26 protein-coding genes and 1 other RNA gene are annotated in these 21,311 nt (G+C 67.0%); 9 read left to right on the forward strand and 18 right to left on the reverse strand.

Annotated features, from left to right (window positions below; genetic code table 11):
- Positions 1-117: 117 nt before the first annotated feature.
- From copD to EGK63_RS08875, 4 genes are all read right to left on the reverse strand, one after another.
- Positions 118-1,023, reverse strand: a complete 906-nt coding sequence (gene copD / locus EGK63_RS08860; RefSeq protein WP_125900871.1) for a copper homeostasis membrane protein CopD — start codon at positions 1,021-1,023, stop codon at positions 118-120.
- 1 nt (position 1,024) lies between these two features.
- Positions 1,025-1,387, reverse strand: a complete 363-nt coding sequence (gene copC / locus EGK63_RS08865) for a copper homeostasis periplasmic binding protein CopC (protein WP_125900872.1) — start codon at positions 1,385-1,387, stop codon at positions 1,025-1,027.
- Positions 1,388-1,481: 94 nt separating this feature from the next.
- Positions 1,482-3,578 carry a DNA topoisomerase IV subunit B gene (locus tag EGK63_RS08870; RefSeq protein ID WP_165906569.1) on the reverse strand — a complete coding sequence of 699 codons (2,097 nt, stop codon included), beginning with the start codon at positions 3,576-3,578 and terminating at the stop codon, positions 1,482-1,484.
- A 68-nt stretch (positions 3,579-3,646) separates the two neighbouring features.
- Positions 3,647-4,933 carry an O-antigen ligase gene (locus EGK63_RS08875; RefSeq protein WP_125900874.1) on the reverse strand — a complete coding sequence of 429 codons (1,287 nt, stop codon included), beginning with the start codon at positions 4,931-4,933 and terminating at the stop codon, positions 3,647-3,649.
- Here EGK63_RS08875 and EGK63_RS08880 point away from each other — a divergent pair.
- Positions 4,932-6,092: a low temperature requirement protein A gene (locus EGK63_RS08880; RefSeq protein WP_207896360.1), complete on the forward strand. Its 1,161-nt coding sequence runs from the start codon at positions 4,932-4,934 to the stop codon at positions 6,090-6,092. The two genes, EGK63_RS08875 and EGK63_RS08880, sit on opposite strands and share 2 nt — an antisense overlap.
- On the opposite strand, the gene EGK63_RS08885 is transcribed toward EGK63_RS08880, so the two are convergent.
- Positions 6,089-8,473, reverse strand: coding sequence for an ATP-dependent helicase (locus EGK63_RS08885; RefSeq protein ID WP_125900876.1), 2,385 nt, complete (start codon positions 8,471-8,473; stop codon positions 6,089-6,091). The two genes, EGK63_RS08880 and EGK63_RS08885, sit on opposite strands and share 4 nt — an antisense overlap.
- A gap of 130 nt (positions 8,474-8,603) precedes the next feature.
- Between EGK63_RS08885 and EGK63_RS08890 the strand changes: the two genes are divergently transcribed.
- Positions 8,604-8,858 (forward strand): hypothetical protein, encoded by a 255-nt coding sequence (locus EGK63_RS08890; protein ID WP_125900877.1) that lies wholly within the window; start codon positions 8,604-8,606, stop codon positions 8,856-8,858.
- A 4-nt stretch (positions 8,859-8,862) separates the two neighbouring features.
- Positions 8,863-9,210: a DUF488 domain-containing protein gene (locus EGK63_RS08895; RefSeq protein WP_125900879.1), complete on the forward strand. Its 348-nt coding sequence runs from the start codon at positions 8,863-8,865 to the stop codon at positions 9,208-9,210.
- A gap of 172 nt (positions 9,211-9,382) precedes the next feature.
- Here the strand turns inward: EGK63_RS08895 and EGK63_RS08900 are convergent, their stop codons facing one another.
- The 3 genes from EGK63_RS08900 to EGK63_RS08910 are packed head-to-tail and all read right to left on the reverse strand — an operon-like array spanning position 9,383 to position 10,764.
- Entirely contained in the window at positions 9,383-10,114 is a 732-nt protein-coding gene (locus EGK63_RS08900) for an SIMPL domain-containing protein (RefSeq protein WP_125900881.1), read from the reverse strand.
- Positions 10,111-10,350: a ribbon-helix-helix domain-containing protein gene (locus EGK63_RS08905; RefSeq protein ID WP_040345615.1), complete on the reverse strand. Its 240-nt coding sequence runs from the start codon at positions 10,348-10,350 to the stop codon at positions 10,111-10,113. Before EGK63_RS08905 ends, EGK63_RS08900 begins: the two co-directional genes overlap by 4 nt.
- Positions 10,351-10,353: 3 nt before the next feature.
- The gene (locus EGK63_RS08910) at positions 10,354-10,764 is read right to left on the reverse strand and encodes a YbaY family lipoprotein (RefSeq protein WP_125900883.1); all 411 of its coding nucleotides are present in this window, start codon (positions 10,762-10,764) and stop codon (positions 10,354-10,356) included.
- A 129-nt stretch (positions 10,765-10,893) separates the two neighbouring features.
- Between EGK63_RS08910 and EGK63_RS08915 the strand changes: the two genes are divergently transcribed.
- A complete protein-coding gene (locus tag EGK63_RS08915; RefSeq protein WP_243637628.1) occupies positions 10,894-11,841 on the forward strand; it encodes a DMT family transporter in 948 nt (315 codons plus the stop codon).
- On the opposite strand, the gene EGK63_RS08920 is transcribed toward EGK63_RS08915, so the two are convergent.
- Together EGK63_RS08920 and EGK63_RS08925 are read right to left on the reverse strand one after the other, a co-directional pair.
- Complete coding sequence (locus tag EGK63_RS08920) at positions 11,838-12,023, reverse strand: DUF4169 family protein (RefSeq protein ID WP_125900885.1); 186 nt, start codon at positions 12,021-12,023, stop codon at positions 11,838-11,840. The two genes, EGK63_RS08915 and EGK63_RS08920, sit on opposite strands and share 4 nt — an antisense overlap.
- Positions 12,023-12,616 carry a glutathione S-transferase family protein gene (locus EGK63_RS08925; protein WP_125900887.1) on the reverse strand — a complete coding sequence of 198 codons (594 nt, stop codon included), beginning with the start codon at positions 12,614-12,616 and terminating at the stop codon, positions 12,023-12,025. Before EGK63_RS08925 ends, EGK63_RS08920 begins: the two co-directional genes overlap by 1 nt.
- Before the next feature lie 85 nt (positions 12,617-12,701).
- Here EGK63_RS08925 and EGK63_RS08930 point away from each other — a divergent pair, with 85 nt between their 5' ends.
- Together EGK63_RS08930 and EGK63_RS08935 are read left to right on the forward strand one after the other, a co-directional pair.
- Positions 12,702-12,935 carry a DUF2171 domain-containing protein gene (locus EGK63_RS08930; RefSeq protein WP_087140701.1) on the forward strand — a complete coding sequence of 78 codons (234 nt, stop codon included), beginning with the start codon at positions 12,702-12,704 and terminating at the stop codon, positions 12,933-12,935.
- A 96-nt stretch (positions 12,936-13,031) separates the two neighbouring features.
- Complete coding sequence (locus EGK63_RS08935) at positions 13,032-13,427, forward strand: YccF domain-containing protein (RefSeq protein WP_125900889.1); 396 nt, start codon at positions 13,032-13,034, stop codon at positions 13,425-13,427.
- A 63-nt stretch (positions 13,428-13,490) separates the two neighbouring features.
- Here EGK63_RS08935 and fumC read toward each other — a convergent pair whose 3' ends face one another.
- Positions 13,491-14,882: a class II fumarate hydratase gene (gene fumC / locus EGK63_RS08940; RefSeq protein ID WP_087140703.1), complete on the reverse strand. Its 1,392-nt coding sequence runs from the start codon at positions 14,880-14,882 to the stop codon at positions 13,491-13,493.
- A gap of 105 nt (positions 14,883-14,987) precedes the next feature.
- Between fumC and EGK63_RS08945 the strand changes: the two genes are divergently transcribed.
- Positions 14,988-15,338: a RusA family crossover junction endodeoxyribonuclease gene (locus tag EGK63_RS08945; RefSeq protein WP_125900891.1), complete on the forward strand. Its 351-nt coding sequence runs from the start codon at positions 14,988-14,990 to the stop codon at positions 15,336-15,338.
- 64 nt (positions 15,339-15,402) lie between these two features.
- On the opposite strand, the gene EGK63_RS08950 is transcribed toward EGK63_RS08945, so the two are convergent.
- The 4 genes from EGK63_RS08950 to miaA form a co-directional block, all read right to left on the reverse strand.
- Positions 15,403-15,894, reverse strand: a complete 492-nt coding sequence (locus EGK63_RS08950) for a hypothetical protein (RefSeq protein ID WP_088409760.1) — start codon at positions 15,892-15,894, stop codon at positions 15,403-15,405.
- 87 nt (positions 15,895-15,981) lie between these two features.
- Positions 15,982-16,479, reverse strand: coding sequence for an SspB family protein (locus EGK63_RS08955; RefSeq protein ID WP_125900893.1), 498 nt, complete (start codon positions 16,477-16,479; stop codon positions 15,982-15,984).
- A gap of 99 nt (positions 16,480-16,578) precedes the next feature.
- Positions 16,579-16,948, reverse strand: a transfer-messenger RNA (tmRNA) gene (gene ssrA / locus EGK63_RS08960).
- A 13-nt stretch (positions 16,949-16,961) separates the two neighbouring features.
- Positions 16,962-17,843, reverse strand: coding sequence for a tRNA (adenosine(37)-N6)-dimethylallyltransferase MiaA (gene miaA, locus EGK63_RS08965; RefSeq protein WP_125900894.1), 882 nt, complete (start codon positions 17,841-17,843; stop codon positions 16,962-16,964).
- Between the two features lie 86 nt (positions 17,844-17,929).
- On the opposite strand from miaA, the gene EGK63_RS08970 reads away from it, so the two are divergent.
- On the forward strand, positions 17,930-19,024 hold the full coding sequence (locus tag EGK63_RS08970) for an Mrp/NBP35 family ATP-binding protein (protein ID WP_125900896.1): 1,095 nt from the start codon (positions 17,930-17,932) through the stop codon (positions 19,022-19,024).
- Between the two features lie 28 nt (positions 19,025-19,052).
- Here EGK63_RS08970 and EGK63_RS08975 read toward each other — a convergent pair whose 3' ends face one another.
- Together EGK63_RS08975 and EGK63_RS08980 are read right to left on the reverse strand one after the other, a co-directional pair.
- The gene (locus EGK63_RS08975) at positions 19,053-19,373 is read right to left on the reverse strand and encodes a YbjQ family protein (protein ID WP_003165113.1); all 321 of its coding nucleotides are present in this window, start codon (positions 19,371-19,373) and stop codon (positions 19,053-19,055) included.
- A gap of 17 nt (positions 19,374-19,390) precedes the next feature.
- Complete coding sequence (locus EGK63_RS08980; RefSeq protein ID WP_371412950.1) at positions 19,391-19,903, reverse strand: dihydrofolate reductase; 513 nt, start codon at positions 19,901-19,903, stop codon at positions 19,391-19,393.
- A gap of 70 nt (positions 19,904-19,973) precedes the next feature.
- On the opposite strand from EGK63_RS08980, the gene EGK63_RS08985 reads away from it, so the two are divergent.
- The gene (locus tag EGK63_RS08985) at positions 19,974-20,573 is read left to right on the forward strand and encodes a hypothetical protein (RefSeq protein ID WP_165906570.1); all 600 of its coding nucleotides are present in this window, start codon (positions 19,974-19,976) and stop codon (positions 20,571-20,573) included.
- On the opposite strand, the gene EGK63_RS08990 is transcribed toward EGK63_RS08985, so the two are convergent.
- The gene (locus EGK63_RS08990) at positions 20,574-21,245 is read right to left on the reverse strand and encodes an aquaporin (protein WP_125900902.1); all 672 of its coding nucleotides are present in this window, start codon (positions 21,243-21,245) and stop codon (positions 20,574-20,576) included.
- Between the last annotated feature and the right edge of the window lie 66 nt (positions 21,246-21,311).

Below are 21,311 nucleotides of genomic sequence, written 5' to 3' on the forward strand. Positions count from 1 at the left end.
CCCTTGGAAAGACGTCTGACAGCGTACGCATCCAGGGCGTATGGTTCCAATCGTTGTAATCTCTACGCCATGTCGGGGCCGTGACGAAAGCGGTTCGCGTCACAGCCCCGACTGACGTCAGAGCGAGGCGGGCGGCGGCTGAACGCCCATGACCGCCACGACGGCCAGGATCGTCAGCGCTAGACCGAACTCGACCACCAGGCTCTTCTTCAGATGCGGCATGGCCTGACCCGCATCATGGGCCATCAACGGCGCCAGGCGGAAGCGGTTGGCCGCCGCCAGGCAGACCATCAACCCGAACAGCGCCAGCTTGATCGTCAGCAGGACGCCATAGGAGCTGGCGCCCAGGCTCAGCGCCTTCGACAGACCGACCAGATAGGCGCTGTTGATCAGGCCTGTTGTGACCAGGGCGCCGACGGCCGCCGTACCGACCCCGGCGAAGCCGGTCAGACTGCGCGCCACCCCGGCGTCCCAGGCGGGATCGCCCGATGGCCGCCGAACGATAAGGACGGCGAAGGCGGCGAGGGCGCCGACCCAGACGGAGGCGGCCACGGCGTGCACGATGTCCGAGGCCAGGTGGATCATATGTCCCGACCCTTGCGTCGCCGCGCCGTGGCCGGTCCAGGCGAAGCTGGCCGAGACGACCACGCCCAGCAGCGTCAGCAGGCTCCACATCAGATTCCCTGACCGCAGCAACAAGGCGGCGCCCAGAGCCAGGGCGGCCGCCAGAGTCCGCACGACCAGCGCCTTGCCCAGCCCCATGCCTGTGACCATGAAGGTCAGGGCATCGGGCTTGAACGCCTCGCTCAGCGAGCCCGCCATCATGGCGGTCTGAGCCAGCAGGGCGGCGGGCGCGGCCAGCATCAGGATCGCCGCCGCACAGGCCGTCGCAGGACGCGGCCAGCGCAGGCCCAGCGGCCCGACAGCGCCTGCGCTGTACAGCATGAACGCAGGCATGCCGAGCAGCACCGCCCCGGCGACGTATTGCACGCCGCGCAGGAGGATGATCCAGACCTCGACCATATCAGCGGACGGTGAAGTCGTAGCTGCCGGTCATGCGGTGGCCGTCGGTGGAAGCGATACGCCAGTTGACGACATAGGCCCCGGCGGCCAGCGGGCGAGCCAGGGTTCCGGTGATGGTCTTGCCGTCCTGGCTGACCTGGGTGCGAACCGTCGCCTTGGCGCCGGCGGCGTTGACCACGTCGAAGCTGGAGAAGGCCGGAGCCACGCGGTCGCTGAAGGTCAGCGTCACGACGCGCGGCGCGGCCACGGTCGACTTGGCCGCCGGCGTGGCGCTAACCAGGCGGGCGTGCGCCTGTGCCGCGACGGGGGCCAGGGAGACAGCAGCGACCAGACCGATAGAGGCGAGGGGGCGAAGAAAGGACATGATAGGCTCCAGTTGCGAAGGATGCTCAATCACAACTACGCGCCTAGGCGACGTCCCCCTCGGGAAAGGGCGGCGGAACGGCGATACAGGCTGATCAAACGTCCAGATCTGCCTGGGCGAAGCGGGCGTTTTCCTGGATGAAGTTGTAGCGAGCCTCGGCCTTGCGGCCCATCAGGCGCTCGACCAGATCCTCGATCTCTTCCTCGCTGTCGGGCAGGGCGATGCGGGCCAGGGTCCGCTTCTTCGGGTCCATGGTGGTCTCCTTCAGCTGAGAGGCCATCATCTCGCCCAGACCCTTGAACCGGCCGATCTCGGTCTTCTTGCCCTTGAAGGTCGTGGCCAGCAGTTCGTCGCGGTGCGCGTCGTCGCGGGCGTATTCCGACAACGGCCCGGCCGAAATCCGATAGAGCGGCGGCAGGGCCATATATAGCCGCCCCTGACGGATCAGGTCCGGCATGGAGCGATAGAAGAAGGTGATCAGCAGGGCCGCGATGTGGGCGCCGTCGACGTCGGCGTCGGTCATGATGACCACGCGCTCATAGCGCAGGTCGTCGACGCTGAAGCGGCTGCCCGCCTGCACGCCCAAGGCCAGCATCAGGTCGGTCAGCTCGACGTTGGCGCGCAGCTTGTCCGCCGTGGCCGAGGCCACGTTCAGGATCTTGCCGCGCAGGGGCAGGATGGCCTGGGTCGTGCGGTCGCGCGCCTGCTTGGCCGAGCCGCCGGCCGAGTCGCCCTCGACGATGAACAGCTCGGTGCCTTCGGCGGCCTGACGCGAACAGTCCGACAGCTTGCCGGGCAGGCGCAGCTTGCGCGTGGCGGCGGCGCGCTGGACTTCCTTGTCCTTGCGGCGGCGCAAGCGGTCCTCGGCGCGGTCGATGACGAAGCCGAGCAGGGCGTTGGCTTGTTTTGGGCTTTCGGTCAGCCAGTGGTCGAACGGGTCGCGCAGCAACTGTTCCGTCAGGCGCTGACCCTCGGGCGAGGACAGGCGGTCCTTGGTCTGGCCCTGGAATTCCGGGTTGCGGATGAAGACCGAGATCAGGGCGCCCGCATTGGCGATGACGTCCTCGGCCGTAATCTGGGAGGCGCGCTTTTCATTGGTCAGCTCGCCATAGGCCTTCAGCCCCTTGACCAGTGCTGCGCGGAAGCCCGTTTCATGCGTGCCGCCGTCAGGCGTCGAGACGGTGTTGCAGTAGGAGGCGACGAAGCTGTCGGCGTCGCCGAAGCCGATCGGCGACCAGGTGACGGCCCATTCCAGCGCGCCGGCCTCGCCCTTGCGCTCGACGCGCCCAGCGAAGACAGGGGTGACGGTCTCGATCTCGCCCACGCGCTCGGCCAGGGCGTCGGCCAGGCCCCCGGGAAAGTGCAGCGTCGCCTGAGCGGGCGTGGCGTCGGTGATGCGTTCGGGCGCACAGGTCCAGCGGATCTCGACGCCGCGGAACAGATAGGCCTTGGCCCGCGTCATGCGGAACAGGCGGGCTGGCTTGAAAGTCGCGCCGGCGCCGAAGATCTGATCGTCCGGCTTGAACCGGATCAGGGTGCCCTTCTTCTTGGACGGGCCGACCTGCTGGATCGGCGCCTGCACATGGCCGCGGCTGAAGGATTGGCGCCACTCGAACCCGTCGCGCCAGACGGTGACGTCCAGGCTCTCCGACAGGGCGTTGACGACCGAGACGCCGACGCCGTGCAGGCCGCCCGAGGTCTCATAGGCCTTGCCCGAGAATTTGCCGCCCGAGTGCAGCACCGTCATGACGACTTCCAGCGCCGACTTGCCGGGGTGCTTGGGGTGGGGGTCGACCGGAATGCCGCGCCCGTCGTCGCGCACCGACAGATAGCCTTCGGCGTCCAGGTCGACGGTTATCAGCTTGGCGTGCTTGGCGACGGCTTCGTCCATCGCATTGTCGAGCACTTCGGCGAACAGATGGTGCAGGGCGCGCTCGTCGGTGCCGCCGATGTACATGCCGGGGCGCTTGCGGACGGGCTCAAGTCCCTCCAGCACCTCAATCGAGGACGCGGAATAGCCGGTCGCGGCCGCCGTCGCGGCGCTGGCGTGGGACGTCAGCTCGACCTTGGGCTGATGCACAGGGGCCGGTGCAGGCTGGGCCGCAGCCGGAGGCGTCGCCGCGGGGGCCGGGGCAGGGGCGGCGGGCTTGGCCGGTTCGGCGTCGTCGAGGTTGGAAAACAGATCGTCCATCAGGGCATTTTGCGGCGATTCGGGGCAGGGTCTGGTAGGCTTCGAAGACGGCGGGGGCAAGGCCCGCGTCAGGTCGTGCGGTCGGAAACCAGATTGCGCGCCAGAACCGCGACGAACAGGGTCCAGGGCAGATCCTGATGGCTCATCAAGACGCTTTCCGACACGCTGAGCAGCAGGAAGGCGGCCAGATAGGCCAAGCTCCAGTATCCCTCGCGCCGTCCCAGACCCGAGAGGCGAAACAGGACAGCGGCCGAGGTCAGAGCTATGACCGCGCTGACCAGCCATGTCCCCGCCCAGCCCAGCTGAACACGCAGGTCCAGCCAGCCGTGGTGCGCCGAGGGCACGCGCCAGCCGGTCTCGTGGCGGATCCACTCCATCGGCTCGGTATCCAGCACCCAGAAGGCGCCGTAGCCATAGCCGAGCCAGGGTCGCTGCGCCGCCATGCGCTCGATCGCGGCCCAGATCTCGGTACGGCCGGTCAGGGTCGGGTCTTTGCCGAACAAGGCCAGGATTTCGACGGAGTACTGGCTCCAGACCCACAGGCTGATGACGGCGGTCAGCCCCAGGCTCCATACGACGACGACCCCGAACACCGGCCCCATGCGCGCGATCAGGCGGCACATGGCGATCAGTCCGCCGCCCAGCATGGCCATGATCAGGGCGGTCTTGGACTGCGAGCCCAGCAGAGCCAGCGCGCAGACGCCGATGGCGGCCAGGGCGATGCGCCGATCCTGCGGCGCGCCCGCCGCCAGCAGGGCCGAGGCGGCGATCAGGCCGACCGCCATGATCATTCCCATGTGGTTCTTTTCGTACCACAGGCCGCGCCACAACCCGGCGTTGGCGCTGTGATGGACGCCCAGGCTGGGAAACAGGAAGACGGCGATCAGGCTGCCGACGCCGAGGGCAAGGAAGGTCCAGGTCAGCAGGCGCGGCAGTTCAGCGCCCCGGAATACGACGCCGAGATAGATGGAGAAGCCGCCGGTCAGGGCCAGGGCCAGAACCCGTCGCTGGGTTACATCCGGCGCCTGCGACCATAGGCTGGACGACAGAGCCAGGATGACCATCAGGGCCAGCAGGATGAAGGCGGGCCAGGCCGCCGCCATCTGGCGCGCGCGAACCGCCATGAGGCCCAGTATGATCAGATAGACCGGCGGCCAGATCAGCCGGAGCGCCGGAAGTTCTTGCTGCTGCGGCGCAAAGATGGGGCCGATCAGCGCCCCGGTCAGAAGGAACAGGATGAAGGCCGCCGCGGCCTGCTCCCAAAGGCGCGGCGCGATCGAGGATGTCTGGGGTTCTGGACGAACGGCGCGCACGGGCGCACGTTCGTGGAACAGGGTTAAGGAAGGGTGGGGCATGGCCGCCAGTCTGATGCGCGTTCGACGGCCCGGAGAGCATGCTCGGGTCAGCTTTGTCGAGCTATTCTTCGATCTCGTCTTCGTCTTCGCCATCACCCAGGTCAGCCATCTGCTGCTGGCGCACCTGACGCCGCTGGGCGCGCTGGAGGCGGCCGTCCTGCTGGCGGCGGTTTGGTGGGTGTGGATCGACACCAGCTGGATCACCAACTGGCTGGACCCCGAGCGTGGCCCTGTGCGGCTGATGATGTTCGTCCTGATGGCGGCGGGCCTGGTCATGTCGATGTCCTTGCCTACGGCGTTCGGCGACAGGGGGCTGACGTTCGCCTGCGCCTTCGCCGCCATTCAGGTGGGGCGCAGCCTGTTCACCCTGTGGGCGGTGCGCGGTTCGCCGACGCAGAGGGCGAATTTCCAGAGGATATCGCTATGGGCCCTGCTGGGCGCCGTATTCTGGATCAGCGGCGGCCTGGCCGAGGGGCAGACGCGGCTGTTGATCTGGCTGGTCGCCCTGGCACTGGAGTTCATCGGTCCGGCGTTGGCCTTCTTCGTGCCGGGCCTGGGCCGATCCAGTACGACGGACTGGAACGTCGAGGGCGCGCACCTGGCCGAGCGCGTGGGTCTGTTCGTCATCATCTGCCTGGGCGAGTCGATCATCATCACCGGAGCGACGTTCGCGGAGCTTGACTGGGCGCCGCCGGTGGCTGCGGCCTTCGTGTCCGCTTTCGTGACGACCATCGCCATGTGGTGGCTGTTCTTCAGCGAGGCGCACGAGGCCGGATCGGAAACCATCAGCCACGCCGCCGACCCCGGCGCCATCGCCCGAAGAACCTATACCTATTGCCCGATCATCGTGGTGGCGGGGATCGTGGTGACGGCGGTCGGCGATGAATTGGCCCTGGCGCATCCGTTGGGCGTGGCGGGCGCGGCGAGCGCGGCCGTGCTGATCGGCGGGCCGTTGCTGTTCCTGCTGGGAACGGCCCTGTCGGTCTTCAGCATCTGGGGCAAGGTGGCGTGGCCGCGCCTGATCGGCGTGGCGATCCTGGGGACCGTCTTCCTGATCGGGCGAGGCTGGTCGCCGCTGGCGCTGACGATGGCGTCGACCGTCGTTCTGGTGGCGACGGGGCTGTGGGAGTCCTTCGCCCCGCGAGGACGGCGCGCCTAGGGCGCCTTCTCCACGAAGGTGTCGATGACCTTCTTCTCGCCCGCCTTGTCGAAGCTGACGACCAGCTTGTTCCCCTCAACCGCGCGGACGGAGCCGTAGCCGAACTTCTGGTGGAAGACGCGGTCGCCGCGCGACCAGCCGGACGCCGCCTTGGGATCGGCCGTGGCGATCAGGCGGCCTTCGCCCTCGATCACCGCGCGGCGGGCGTAGGCGGGCTTGGGCGTCTGGGCGGCGGTATAGGTCTGGGCGCGTTTCCAGCCGGGGCTGGAATAGCCGCCGCCGAAGGAGGGGGCGTCGTCCCAGCGGCTCTTGGCCTCCTTCATCCCGGTCGAGGCGCCGTAATAGCCGGTGTCCGACTGCGGCTCGACGTGGGCGATGGGCAGTTCATCGACAAAGCGGCTGGGCAACTGAGACGTCCAGCGGCCATAGACCATGCGGTTGGCGGCGAAGCTGATGCGTGCGTCCTGCTTGGCGCGGGTGACGCCGACGTAGGCCAGGCGGCGTTCCTCCTCCAGCCCCTTCACGCCCTTCTCGTCGATGCTGCGCTGGCTGGGGAAGACGCCTTCTTCCCAGCCCGGCAGGAAGACCAGCGGGAACTCCAGCCCCTTGGCGCCGTGCAGGGTCATGATCTGCACCGAGCCCGATCCGTCGGCGTTCTCGTCGCGGCGCTCCAGATCCATGACCAGGGAGACGTGCTCCAGATAGGCCTGCAGCGTCTCGAACGACTGCATCGACTGGGCCAGTTCCTTCAGGTTATCCAGGCGCGTCTGGCCGCTGGTGCGGTCAGCCTTCTGCATGGCGGTATAGCCGCTCTCGTCCAGCAGGGTCTCCGTCACCTGCCAGTGGGGCGTGCCCATGGCCATCAGGTCGCGCCAGCGGTCCAGGTCGCGCACGAAGTTGGCCAGCGGCGTGCGGGTGCGCGCCTGAAGCTCGTCCGTCGTAATCAGGTGGCGCACCGCCCGCACGGCCGAGACGCCGTTCTCACGCGCGATGTGCAGAATCTTCTGGACGCTGGTGTCGCCGATGCCGCGCTTGGGGACGTTGACGATGCGCTCGAACGCCAGGTCGTCGTCCTCGGACTGGATCAGCCGCAAGTAAGCGTGGGCGTCGCGGATTTCCGCCCGCTCGAAGAAGCGCGGCCCGCCGATGACGACATAGGGAATGGCCAGCATCAGGAAGCGTTCTTCAAACGCTCGCATCTGGAAGGATGCGCGAACAAGGACGGCCATGTCCTTGTAATTCATGCCCTGTTTGCGCGCGGTTTCGATCTCGTCGGCGATCAGGCGGGCCTCGGCCTCGCCGTCCCAGACGCCGCGCACGCGCACCTTGTCGCCGCTGTCGTCTTCGGTCCACAGGGTCTTGCCCAGTCGGTCCTGATTGGCCGCGATCAGGGCCGAGGCGGCGCCCAGAATGTGCTTGGTCGAGCGATAGTTGCGCTCCAGCCGGATGACCTTGGCGCCGGGGAAGTCGCGCTCGAACCGCAGGATGTTGTCCACCTCGGCCCCGCGCCAACCATAGATCGACTGATCGTCGTCCCCGACGCAGCAGACATTGCCGGTCGAGGAGGTCAGCAGCCGCAGCCACAGATACTGGGCGACGTTGGTGTCCTGATATTCGTCCACCAGGATGTAGCGGAACCGGCGACGATATTCCTCTGCCAGATCAGCGTGTTTCGACAGGATGGTGATGTTGTGCAGCAGCAGATCGCCGAAGTCGCAGGCGTTCAGCGTCGCCAGCCGCGTCTGATAGGCGGCGTACAGCGCCGGGCCCTTGCCGTTGGCGAAGTCCTCGCCCGGCGGCAGCTTGTCGGGCGTCCAGCCGCGGTTCTTCCAGTGGTCGATCATATGGGCCAGGGACTTGGGCGTGAACCGCTTGGTGTCGATGTTGGCCGCTTCCAGAAGCTGCTTCAGCAGCCGCTCCTGATCGTCCGTATCCAGGATGGTGAAGCTGGACTTCAGCCCGACCAGTTCCGCATGGCGACGCAGAATCTGGGCCGCGACCGAGTGAAAGGTGCCTAGCCAGCGTAAGCCCTCGGACGACGGGCCGATCAGATGGCCGATCCGCTCGCGCATCTCGCGCGCGGCCTTGTTGGTGAAGGTGACGACCAGCAGCTCCCACGGCTTGGCCCGGCCGGTCGCCAGAATGTGCGCCAGTCGCGTGGTCAGGACGCGCGTCTTGCCCGTGCCTGCGCCCGCCAGAACCAGCACCGGCCCCTCGGTCGTCTCCACCGCCTCGCGCTGCTCGGGGTTCAGGCCCGACAGATAGTCGGCCGCCGGCCCTTGCGGAGTCTGGGCGCGGGCGAGGTCGGAAATGCGGGGAGCGGGCAGGTCGGTCACAGGGGCGGATACTCGGGCGGCGTCTGGAGCGGGCAGGGCGCCCATCGGAATCTGAAAGGGAGAACATAAGCAGCACAGCGGCCAAAGTCAGTCCCATTCACACGATCTGTGGTTGGAACCGTGAACAGCGAGCACCGTTTTTCGACTGACAGGGCAAGCAAGGGAGGACCGCCTGATGGCAAATGGTTCCAGCGGCGGCGCAAACGTCGGTCTCGCCTTCATCGTGGGCGCCTTGGTGGTGGTCGTCGCCGTGCTGGCGTGGTTTCTGCTGGGACGCGGCGGGCCGATGCGGCCGGAAACGCCCAACCTGAACGTGGATATCAATGTGCCGGCGCCACGCCTGCCCGACGTACCGGACCGTCCCGCACCGCCCGAACTGCCCAGCCCGACCGAACCGCCGCAGGTGGCCGCGCCCGAACCCAAGGCGTGAGGTCGTGAAGGTTATCCTGAAGCGCGTCTATGAGCCGCCGTCGGATGCGGACGGCGCGCGTATTCTGGTGGATCGACTGTGGCCGCGCGGGCTGAGCAAGGACAAGGCCCGCGTCGATCTGTGGCTGAAGGACATCGCGCCGACGACGCAGTTGCGGCGGTGGTTCGGTCACGATCCGCAGAAATGGGCGGAGTTTCAGCGCCGCTATCGCGCGGAGCTGGATCTGAATTCCGACGCCGTTTCTGAACTGAAGGCCGCTCTTTCCAACGGTACAGCGACACTGGTCTATGGCGCAAAGGACGAAGCGCATAACGACGCGATTGTGCTGGCGGACTATCTGTCAGAGGCCTGAAGCCTCGCCCCTCCCATCGTCATCCCCGGGCTTGTCCCGGGGATCCATACACTCAGGCTTTTCGTGTTTGCGCGCCGCGCTTTGATCAGGCCCCGCCGTGTTTATGGATTCTCGGGACAAGCCCGAGAATGACGGGATAGGGAGAGGGTCACAGGCGAAATCGACCCTGCGCCTACTTCAGCCGATAGCTGATCGTGGTGACGACCCGCACCTTCTTGTTCGGCGAGCCGGCTTCATCGCCCGTGCCGTCGCGCGACAGGATTTCGAACGAGCCCTGTCCCGCCGTCTTGATCGGCCCCAGCGGCGCGCCGGAATCCTTGGCGAACTGTTCGGCGCCGCTACGGGCGGCGGCGGTGGCCTCGGCGATCATGGCCGGGCGCACGTCGTTCAGCTTGGTGAAGATGTAGGAGGGGCCGTTGAAGTCCTGCAGCACCACGCCCTGACGCACCAGATCGTTCAGGTTGCGGGTCGTGGTCTGCACCCTGTCGACGTCCGTGGTGCGCACGATCACCGTCTGGGTCAGGATAAAGCGCGGCCCGCCGGTCTGGCTGGCGTATTCGCGCGAGCGGGTGTCGGCCACGCCCAGCTGGCCCAGGTCCACGGCGTTATCAGGATAGCCCTGCGCCTTTAGAAACTGGCGCACGATGGCCAGGTCGCCGTCGATGCGGGCCTGCACCTCGGACAACACGTCGCCTGAGGTTGTGAAACGGATCGGCAGGACGGCCAGATCGGCCTTCACATCCTTTTCCGCCAGGCCGCGCACGGTGACGGAGCGGTCGCCCGCGCGGGCGTTGACCACGCCCTGACCGATCAGGGCGCCGCCGCCGATCAGGCCCACGGCCACCAGTCCGCCGAAGACGGCGGCGGGGATCAGGCGACTGTTGTCGATGCGAGCGTCGCTCATGGCGTCTTCTCTTCTGCGAAACTGCGGTCGCCGCCGGTCCATTGCAGGGCCAGGATGCGGCAGGCGGAGGCCAGGGGGCGGCGGCCCCGCCAGGCGTCGATGCGGATCAGCAGGCCGGACCGGCTGAGCGCCAGTTCGGCCGCGATGGCGTCCAGCACGGCCCAGAACTCAGGCTCCAGCGCCACCGAGGTGGCGTGGCCGGACAGCAGCACCGATCGTTTGGCGAGGCCGCTCAAGGCTTAGCGTACGCCCACCATGACGATGTCGGCGCTGTTTGAGGCGCCGTTTGTCAGCACGGCGTAGTTGGTGTCGGTGGTGAAGCGCAGGGCGCCGGAGGCGTCGCGGATTTCAGCGCGCGCGGCATAGCGGTGGCGCGCGTCGATCTTGTCGCTGGGCACCGACAGGGTGACGGCGTAAGGCGGGGCGCGACCGTTCAGCGGCTGGCGCACTTCGGCCATGGTGCGGGACGGCGCGTCCATCAGGCTGACGTCCTCGACCTTGACCGTCAGGACATGGCCGGGCGGCAGCATGATGCGTTCGCGATAGGTGGCGGTGACCTGGACTTCTGTCATGGAGGCTTCGGGCATGGAGGAACAGGCGGCGGCCAAGAGGACCGGGGCCAGAACGAGGGGGGCGAGGAACAGGCGCATAGGCGTCTCCTTTGAAGGACTAGCTTAGCAGAACGCGCCAGCGTCACATAAGGCTGCAACAGGTGAGAGACGGCGGACCCGAAGCGGTGCTATCGGAAGTTCCCGTTTCGTTTCGACCGAGTCGCCGGCGTGTCCCAGTCTGAAGCTCCCCAATCCGAAAATGCGTCGTCGCGGTTCTTGTCGCCGGCCATGCTGGCCTTCGGCGGCGTCGGGATCTGCGCCCTGATCTGGGGGACGACCTGGTACGCCATCACCTTCCAGCTGGGGGCTGTCGATCCGGTGGTTTCGGTGGTGCTGCGCTTCGGCATCGCCTCGGCCCTGCTGGCGCTGATCGTTAAGGCGACGGGCGGGCGGTTGGCCCTGACACGCGGACAGCATCTGGCGGCGCTGGGGCAGGGCCTGTTCTCCTTCGCCATCAGCTACGCCTTCGTCTACGCCTCGGAGGAAAAGATCGCCTCGGCCGTCGTGGCGGTGATCTTCGCCGCACTGGCCTTCCTGAACCTGATCCTGTTCCGCGTCGCATCGGGCCAGAAGGCGGCGCGCGCCGCCTGGCTGGGCGCGGGGCTGGGCGTGATCGGCGTCGGCGTCCTGTCGGCGGGCGAGGTGATGGGCGCCGGCCTGGGCGCCCACGCGGTCGCAGGCGTCAGCTTCGCCGTGATCGCCGTCGTCGCCTCCGCCTTCGGCAACTGGTTCGCCTGGAGAGGGCAGCAGGCGGGGTCGCAGGTGCTGCCCTCGACCGCCTGGGCCATGGCCTACGGCACGGGGACGCTGGCGCTTTACGCCCTGGTTACGGGCGTATCCTGGTCAGTGGCTTGGAGTCCGGCCTATGTGATCTCGCTGCTGTATCTGGCGGTGTTCGGCTCGGTCATCGCCTTCGGCCTGTATTTCACCATCGCGCGGGCGAGGGGGTACGCCGTGGCCAGCTACATCTCGGCTCTGACGCCGCCGATCGCCATGCTGGTGTCGGTGATGTTCGAAGGGGCTCGGTTCGGCGTTCTGGCTTTCGCCGGATTGGCGCTGGTGCTGGCCGGGCAGTTGTTTCTGATCCGCGCGCCGAAGCGTTCGGCGGCGGCTTAGGCGTCCGGCTCGTCCAGTTTGTGGCCATCCAGGCGGGCCGCGTCGCGGTCGCGTTCCTTCTGCGTGGTCTCGCGTTCGGCGCGGGTGCGTCCAAAGGTCAGGCGGTTGGCCTCGGCCGTGCGCTTGGCGGCGGCCTTGTCGCGGGCCTTTCGCGCCTTGTTCAGGTTGACGATCTCACCCATCAGACATGACCGTCCGGGCTATCCTTGGCCCAGGCGCGTTTCAGCGCCGGGCGAGCGCCGATGCGCTGGACATAGGCGTCATAAGGCTCGCCCGCAGGCATGGCGGCGCGGAACCACTGCAGCAGGCTGCCGAACAGGATGTCGAGAGCCGAGAAGTCGCCCAGGATGTAGCCGCCCCCCTGGATCGCCGTGCGCCAGCGCCGGTCTAGTTCGGCATAGGCGGCCTTCTGCGTCTCGTTCCAACCGGCGGGCGGACCGGACGTCAGGACCGTCTCCAGCACATTGTTGTAGAGGCCCAGCCACGACAGATATTCCGCCCGGCGCGGATCGGCCGGTCCCGGCGCCAGGCCCGCCTCGGGGTGGCGATCGGTCAGGAACAGGAAGATCAGCACGGATTCGATCAGCACCTGGCCGTCGACTTCGAGCGCCGGGGCCTGCTTCAGCGGATGGGGGTTGGCCGGGTCGGTGCGGCCCTGACCCTCACGCCGCAGAATGTCGACGTAGTGGACGCGATAGTCGGCGCCCAACTCCTCCAAAAGCCACAGAAGGCGGGTCGATCGGGACTGCGGCGCGTGATGAACGATCATCGACATTGTGAACTTCCTCGCCTGGCGTTGCGGTGAACCCTCTAGCGCGCGGGCCGTTCCGGGACGGTCCCCATAGTAACGGAGAGCGTCAATGATAAACGCCTCGATGATCAAGGAACATCAGGAAGTCGTCGGATCGGACGGCGGTCACGTCGGCCGCGTGGACCATGTGATGGGCGACCAGATCGAACTGGCCAAGCTCGATCTGGGTTCAGGCCTCAAACACCACATGATCCCCGTCACCTGGGTCACGCGCGTGGATGAACATGTGCATCTGAACATGACGAAGGACGAGGCCAAGGCGCGCTGGACCGAGAAACACTAAGGCGTCGCCTTACCGCGATTTCACCCGAGGCCCTGCTGCAATCAGCGGGGCCTTTCGCCATATAGAGGGTGTGATTGACGCGAAGGGGCGACAGACTTGATCCGACTGATCCTGAACCTGCTGTGGTTCTTCCTGGGCGGTTTCGCCTCAGGCCTGGCCTGGCTGTTCGGCGGGCTGTTGCTGGCCTTGACGGTCGTGGGGCTGCCCTGGGCGTTTTCGGCATGGCGGATCGCCAGCTATTCCTTCTGGCCGTTCGGGCGTGAGATCGTCTGGCGTGATCCCGACCCGGCTGATCTGGGCGCGGGCTGCCTGGGCGTCGGCCTGAACGTGATCTGGCTGGTGCTGGCGGGCTGGTACATCGCCTTGGCGCATATCCTGATCGCCGTGCCCCAGTTCGTCAGCCTGATCGGCATTCCGTTTGCGTTGAAGAATGTGGAACTGGCTAGGCTGTCGGTCGCACCTGTCGGACGGACCATTCGCGACAAGGGCTGAGCATGAAAAACGCCGGCCGGGGCGCACCCGGCCGGCGTCTTCAACTCTGATGATGAGCGCTGCTTACTGCGGCGAGATCATCTTCTCGGGGCGGACCCACTCGTCGAACTCTTCGTTCGTCAGATAGCCCCCGCCGACGGCTTCCTCGCGCAGGGTGGTGCCGTTCTTGTGCGCCGTCTTGGCGATCTTGGCGCAGGTGTCATAGCCCAGCTTGGCGTTCAGAGCCGTGACCAGCATCAGGCTGTTTTCAAGGCCGTGCTTGATGTTGTCCTCGCGCGGCTCGATACCGACGACGCAGTTGTCGGTGAAGCTGATGGCCGCATCGGCGACCAGGCGGACCGATTGCAGGAAGTTGTAGGCCATCACCGGGTTGTAGACGTTCAGCTCGAAGTGGCCCTGCGAACCGGCGAACGACAGGGCGGCGTTGTTACCGAATACCTGGACGCAGACCTGGGTCAGGGCTTCGCTCTGGGTCGGGTTGACCTTGCCCGGCATGATGGACGAGCCGGGCTCGTTTTCCGGCAGCGACAGTTCGCCCAGACCCGCGCGCGGACCCGAGCCGAGGAAGCGGATGTCGTTGGCGATCTTGAACAGCGACGCGGCGACCGTGTTGATGGCGCCGTGGGTGAAGACCATGGCGTCGTGAGCCGCCAGGGCCTCGAACTTGTTCGGCGCCGTGGTGAAGGGCAGGCCGGTGATGCCTGCGATCTGGGCCGCAACCTTTTCAGCAAAGCCGATCGGCGCGTTCAGGCCGGTGCCGACGGCGGTGCCGCCCTGGGCCAGCTCCATCAGGCGCGGCAGGGTCTGCTCGATGCGCTCGATGCCCATGGCGACCTGGTGGGCGTAGCCGCCGAACTCCTGGCCCAGCGTCAGGGGCGTGGCGTCCTGGGTGTGGGTGCGGCCGATCTTGATGATGTGGGCCCAGGCCTTGGCCTTGGCGTCCAGCGCGGCGTGAAGATGCTTCAGGGCGGGGATCAGGTCGTTGACCACCTGCTCGGCGCAGGCGACGTGCATGGCCGTCGGATAGGTGTCGTTCGACGACTGGCTCATGTTGACGTGGTCGTTGGGGTGGACCGGCTTCTTGGAGCCCATCTCGCCGCCCAGCATTTCGATGGCGCGGTTCGAGATCACCTCATTGGCGTTCATGTTCGACTGGGTGCCCGAACCCGTCTGCCAGACGACCAGCGGGAAGTGGTCGTTCAGCTTGCCTTCGATCACTTCATTGGCGGCGGCGATGATGGCGTCGGCCAGCTTGGCGTCCAGCTTGCCCAGGTCGCGGTTGGTCTCGGCGGCGGCGCGCTTGACGATGCCCAGGGCGCGCACGACCGGCAGGGGCTGCTTTTCCCAGCCGATCTTGAAGTTGCCGAGCGAACGCTGGGCTTGCGCGCCCCAGTAGCGATCAGCGGCGACCTCGATGGGGCCGAAGGTGTCGGTTTCGATACGAACGTTGCTCATGTGCGCGGGACTCGTCTCTCAGGCGTGGCGGGAAGATGCCGGGCGGTGTAGCACGCAGGCGCGGCGGGGCAAGGCGAGCCGCACTTCACGAAAGGCGGACGGCGCGTGGACGGCTGGATCGGAACCGGAAAGGTCAGGGCGCGCGAGCAGGGCGAGGCGGTCGAGATCGCCATCGACGGCCTGACCACCCAGGCCAAATACTACAAGCCGCTGGTCTATGAGTTCATGCGCAAGGAATGGACGTCGCGACCATCGTGGGGCGATTACGTCGTCGAGATCGTGATGGAGCACGTCGGCGACCCGCCGTGGATGGACCTGGACAACCTGGCCAAGGCCCTGCTGGACGCGATCAAGGGCTATCTGTTTCACGACGACAGCCAGGTCGCCCGCCTGCTGGTCGAGCGCCGCGAAGGCGAGCGCGAGCGGATCACCATTCGAGTCTTTCCCCGCAAATAGGGCTACGAAAATAGGGGCCGAGCCGGGCGCGACCCCTATCCTTAAGGTCAGTCTTGAAGGCGGTTCAGCCTGCCGCGTTCGAGATCAGCGTCTGTACGTCTTTCGGCTTGGCGATGTTCGAGCCGGCGGTCTTGTAGGTGGTCAGCTTGCCGCCTTCCCACAGGCCGACTTCCAGCGCCTTGGTCGCCGGGTCGATCAGCAGATAGGCCGCGTTGACGCCGCCCTCATGCTGCTTGTTGCCCGAAGTGAACAGAACGGCGCCGTCCTTTTGCAGCGGCGCTTGGGTCTGCATATTGGTCGTCAGGACGTCGAACTTGTCGCCCAGCAGCGTCTTCAGATCAGCCGTGATCGCGCTGTCTTCCAGAAGCTTGGTCTCGTTGGGATATTTGCCGATCTGGGTGTTCAGGGCGTTCCAGTCAGCAGCGGCGATTTCAGCGGTTGCGGGCGCGGCTTCGGTCGAGGCGGTCGGGGTTTCCGCCGGCGGCGTCGCTTCAGGCTGGCTGCAGGCGGCCAGCGTCAGGGAAACGGCGGCGGCGGACATGAGGGACAGACGCATGGAAGCGACCTCGCTTAGGTAAGGAAGGGGAGGTTACGGCAACGCTTGTCTGCAGCCAAAGGTTGCGTTCTGCTTGACGCAAAGGCGTTATTTCTTGCGGAACTGGTCCAGCGAAACGACCTTCGGACCGTCGTCGTCCGAGGGCGGAGGCGGGGCGGCGTCCGGATCGCGCGCGGGCGGCGACAGGGGCGCGACCTCGGCCTCGACGATTTCAGGCTCGTCAAACTGCAGCAGGAACTGCACGCTGGGGTCGTAGAAACGGACCACGGCGCTGTAGGGCACGGTCAGCACCTTGGGCGCGCCGCCGAACTTCAGCATGACCGAGAAGAGGTCAGGCTCGACCGCCAGATCCCAATACTGGTGTTGCAGCACCACCGTCATCTCATCCGGGTATTTGGCCAGGACGTCCGGCGGGACGCTGACGCCGGCCCCGCGGGTCTTGAAGGTGATGTAGAAGTGGTGGGCGCCGGGGATGCCCTCGGGCTCGGCCGCGCGCTCAAGCGCCAGGCGGATCACGCCGCGCAGGGCGTCCTGGGCGAGTTGCTCATAGTGCATCTCGTCGACAGGGGGAGTTTGATCCGTCATCGGCGCCTCAAGAAAGGGGAACGCGCGACTGTTACCCGCCAAGCGCAGGCGACGGAAGACGCAGAGTCGCCGCCACGGAAGGAATTTCGATTTCGGATGAGTGGGGGGGCTTCTGTTGCCAGGCGCCCCCCGGGCCCCGCCTAAGGATCTGAACCCCTAGGACTTAAGTGTTCGAAATCAACCGAACCGCATTACGCGGCGAGGCGGACTTCTCCAGCGAAGTTATCGTTCGCAGTTAGATAAAGGCCCGATACGGTGGGCCAGGACGAGCGAAAGCAATCCTCTTTACACGTCCGTCGATGCTAGTCGGCCCCATGCTGCCTCCGCCGATAACGCGGGGAAGAAGTTGGTGGAGCCGCCGGGAATCGCACCCGGGTCCGGTCCGCTTATTACAGGCGCGTTTATCGCCATAGCTCGGGCGAACCCGAGCAGGATCAATATAGTATGGGCGACGCGGCCTTCCAAGAGGCTGGCGAAGAAGTTCAGGCGAAACCGGGATGGCGGGGCCAGTCTCGCTGCTGGTTGCGGAACCAGGTCAGCTGACGCTTGGCGTAGTTGCGAGTGGACTGTTTTACGGCGTCGACGGCGTCGCCCAGCGACAGTTCGCCCGACAGATGCGCCGCCAATTCGCGCACGCCGACCGCCTTCATGGCGGGCAGGTCCGGGTCCAGATCGCGGGCGACGAGGGCGCGCACCTCGTCCAGCGCGCCGTGCGCCATCATCAGGTCCACGCGCGCATCGCATGAGGCGTAGAGGCGCTCGCGCGACGGCTCAACGACGAGGGCGTCATAGCCGTCGGGGGGCAGCAGCGGTTGCGTGTCGGCCTTCCAGGCGCTGAGCGCGCGGCCGCTGGCGCGATGCACGCTGAGGGCGCGAACCAGACGCTGCCGATCGCCGGGAAAGACGGCGGCTTCAGCGGCGGGGTCGATTTTAGTTAGGCGGCGGCGGAAGGCGGTTTCGCCTTCAGCGTCGAACTCGGCCTGAACGGCGTCGCGGGTTTCGACCGGCACCGGCGGAATATCGGCCAGCCCCTTGGTCAGGGCGTTGAAATAGAGGCCGGTGCCGCCGACCAGCAGGGCGGGGCGCCCCTCAGCCGCCAGTTCGGCCAGCAGGTCCATGACCGCCCGACTCCAGCGACCGACAGACCATGCGTCGGCGGCGTTGGCCACGCCATACAGACGGTGCGGGATTTCGGTCTCGTCCTCAGCCGAGGGGCGGGCGCTCAGCACCCGCAGGTCGGCGTACAACTGCTGGCTGTCGGCGTTGATGATGACGGCCCCCGTCGCACGCGCGCGTTCCATCGCCAGGCGCGACTTGCCCGAGGCGGTGGGCCCGGCGATCAGGGTGATGTGAGGCTGGGACAAAGGATCAACTCGCGAACGGACGCTTAGGGCGATAGAACGCCCGTCACCGGCCCGGCAAGTCCGTCAGGCCACAAGGAGCTTCTATCGTGACCGATCGCGCCGCCGTTCTCGCCGCCCTCGACGCCGTGATCGACCCGAAGTCGGGCCAGGGGCTGGCGACGGCGGGGCTGGTGCAGGGGCTGGTGGTGGCCGATGGCCGTGCGGGCTTCGTCATGGAAGTTCCGGCTAGCGAAACGGCGCTGTACGCCCCCGTGCGCGATGCGGCCGAGGCGATATTGAAGGCGATGCCGGGCATGGAGCGGGTGTCGGTCGTCCTGACCGCTGAGGCTGTGGCCGCCGCGCCGCGCCGCACCGCAGGCCTGTCGAAAGCCGCGACCGATCAGGGGCGGCCCAAGGCGCCGGTCCCGACGGATCGCCCCGCCCATGTGAAGCGCGTCCTGGCCGTGGCCAGCGGCAAGGGCGGCGTCGGCAAGTCGACGGTTGCGGTCAACCTGGCGGCGGCGTTGGCGGCGCGCGGCCTGTCGGTCGGGGTGTTGGACGCCGATGTCTATGGCCCGTCCTTGCCGACCATGCTGGGCCTGTCGGGCCAGCCCGCCTATGAGGACGGGGCCATGGTCCCGCATACGGCGCACGGCCTGAAAGCCATGTCGGTCGGCCTGCTGACCAGGGCCGAGGACGCCATGATCTGGCGCGGGCCGATGGCGTCGCAGGCCATTACCCAAATGCTGACCCAGACGCGCTGGGGGACGCAAGAGCAGCCGCTGGACGTTCTGGTCATCGACCTGCCGCCCGGCACCGGCGACGTGCAACTGACCCTGATCCAGAAGACGCCGCTGGATGGAGCCGTGATCGTCTCGACGCCTCAGGAAGTAGCCCTGGCTGATGCGCGCCGGGCGCACACTCTGTTCGCAAAGGTCGGCGTGCCGACCCTGGGTCTGATCGAGAACATGAGCGGCGAAGTGTTCGGGACCGGCGGCGCCGAGGCCGAGGCCGCGCGTCTGGATGCGCCCTATCTCGGCGATCTGCCGCTGGACGGAGCGTTGCGCCGCGCGGGCGATGCGGGGCGGCCATTGGTCGTGGCTGAGCCTGATGGCGACATCGCGCGCCGGTTTGACGTCGTGGCGCGCCAGGTCGCCGGGGCCCTGGGACTGGGCCCGGAAGGGGAAAAGGCGCGCGCGTAGTTGGAGACAGGTCGCGCCTGCCGAGTTCTCAGACGGGTTCGACCACCACGGCGGTGCCGTAGGCCAGGACTTCGGTCACGCCGGGCATGATCTCATTGGCGTCGTAGCGCATGGCCAGGATGGCGTTGGCGCCGATCTCCTGCGCATGGGCGATCAGGTCGTCATAGGCTTCCTGCCGCGCCGCCTCGGCCAGTTTGACATAGGCGCCGACCTTGCCGCCGATCATCGACTGCACCCCGCCGATGGCGTCGGAGATGACGTTGCGCGAGCGCACGGTGATGCCGCGCACCACGCCCAGTTGGCGCACGACGCGATGACCGGCCAGGTCATTGGTGGTGGCGACGATCATACGGCTCTCCCTTAGATTCAACGACGGTCCAGAACGGTGAAGGCGAAGGCGTGGTCGTCCTTCTCGCCCGCTTCGTGCGGTTCGAACGCGGTGCGGACGAAGGCGGTTTCGTCGAAGGGCGGGAAGACGGCGTCGCCTGTAGGCTCGGCCTCGACCTCGGTGATGTAAAGACGCTTAGCGCGGGGCAGGGCGGCGGCGAAGACCGCCGTGCCGCCGATGACGCAGACTTCGTCCACGCCGTCCTCCGCCGCCTGTTCGCGTGCGATGGACAGGGCTTCGTCCAGGGTGGCGCAGACCACGGCGCCCTTGGCCAGGCCCGCCTCGGCGTACGATTCATCCTTGGTCAGCACGATGTTCAGGCGGCCGGGCAGGGGTTTCAACGGCAGGCTCTCCCAGGTCTTGCGGCCCATGATGCAGGGCTTCCCCACAGTCACGGCCTTGAAGCGCTGCAGGTCCGAGCGCAGTCGCCAGGGCAGGTCGCCGTCACGACCGATGACGCCGTTCCTGGCGCGGGCGACGACGAGGGCGATGGAAGGAACAGCCAAGCTGATTGTCCGTTTGATGCTGGAACGTCACTTTCAAATGCCCCCGGAGCCCCGCGTGAACAAGTACGCCAAGCCGCTGATCGTCGGATTCATCGTCCTGCTGGCCGTTTCCTTCCTTCTCGGCTTCCTGGGCGGAGCGGTCGGTGCGGACCTGGGCGTGTTGCCGATGATGGCGGGCCTATTTGCAGGCGCCTTCACGGCCTACATCATGGCCAATCTGGCGGGAAACCGGACCGGCGTCGCCGCGTCCGAGGCCGAGCGCGCCAACGTCGCGAGCCTGAAGCCGCCGCCCGGCAAGGCCCTGGTCATCGTCTATCGCGAGGGATTCGTGGCCATGGCCGCGGGCATGAACCTGGCGCTGGACGGCCGGGAGTTCGCCCAAATCAAGGGCGGCAAGTTCACCGCCGTTGCAGTGGATCCGGGCGAACACGAACTGGCCGCCGGCTTTGGCGGGTTGGCTGGTCCTCAGAACAACGCCGCGGTTGTCAGCTTTGTCGCGCGTGAAGGCATGTTCTTCGCCTATCGGGCCACGGTGTCGATGGGCGCGGTCAAGAACAGCGTCGTGCTCGTGCCCGCGCCCGAAGACAGGGACGCACTCAGCGCCAGGCTGGCGCGCATGCCGATGACAGCGCCGGACGGCGCCGCCTCGACCTGATCAGGCGTCCGGCTCGAGCAGTTTCGAGCGGAACAGAAGACCGCCGATCACCGCGCCGATCGCCGGGGCGACGAAGAAGACCCAGACCTGGCTCAGCGCCTGGCCTCCGACCAGCAGGGCGGGGCCGAAGCTGCGAGCCGGGTTGACCGACACGCCCGTCACCTGGATTCCGACGATGTGGATGACGGCCAGGGTGATGCCGATGGCGACCCCGGCGAAGGCCCCGTGTCCCTTGGCCCCGGTTACGCCCAGGATGGCGATCAGGAAGATGGCGGTGGCGACGATCTCGAAGATGAGGGCGGCGTGCAGGCCATACCCGCCCGGCGATCCGGCGTCGAAGCCGTTCTGACCCAGGCTGGCGAAGCCCGTCTTGGCGATCATGCCCAGGATGGCGGCGCCGATGATCGCGCCGATGAACTGGGCGATCCAGTAGACGACCATGTCCTTGGCGCTCATCCGTCCGGCGACGAAGGCGCCCAGGCTGACTGCAGGATTGACGTGGCAGCCCGAGATCGGCCCGATGCCATAGGCCATGGCCACGATGGCGAAGCCGAAGGCCAGGGCGATGCCCAACTGCCCGACGTGATCGAACCCGCCCAGCACGGCGGCCCCACACCCGAAAAGCACCAGAACCAGCGTGCCGACCAGTTCGGCGGCGAACTTCTTGACCATGGAACCCTCCCGTTTCCAGACACCGCCTGATGGCGGATCGCGGGGAGGGTGCGCTCAAACGGCCCA

Source organism: Brevundimonas sp. 357 (assembly GCF_003938605.1).
Classification (GTDB): domain Bacteria; phylum Pseudomonadota; class Alphaproteobacteria; order Caulobacterales; family Caulobacteraceae; genus Brevundimonas.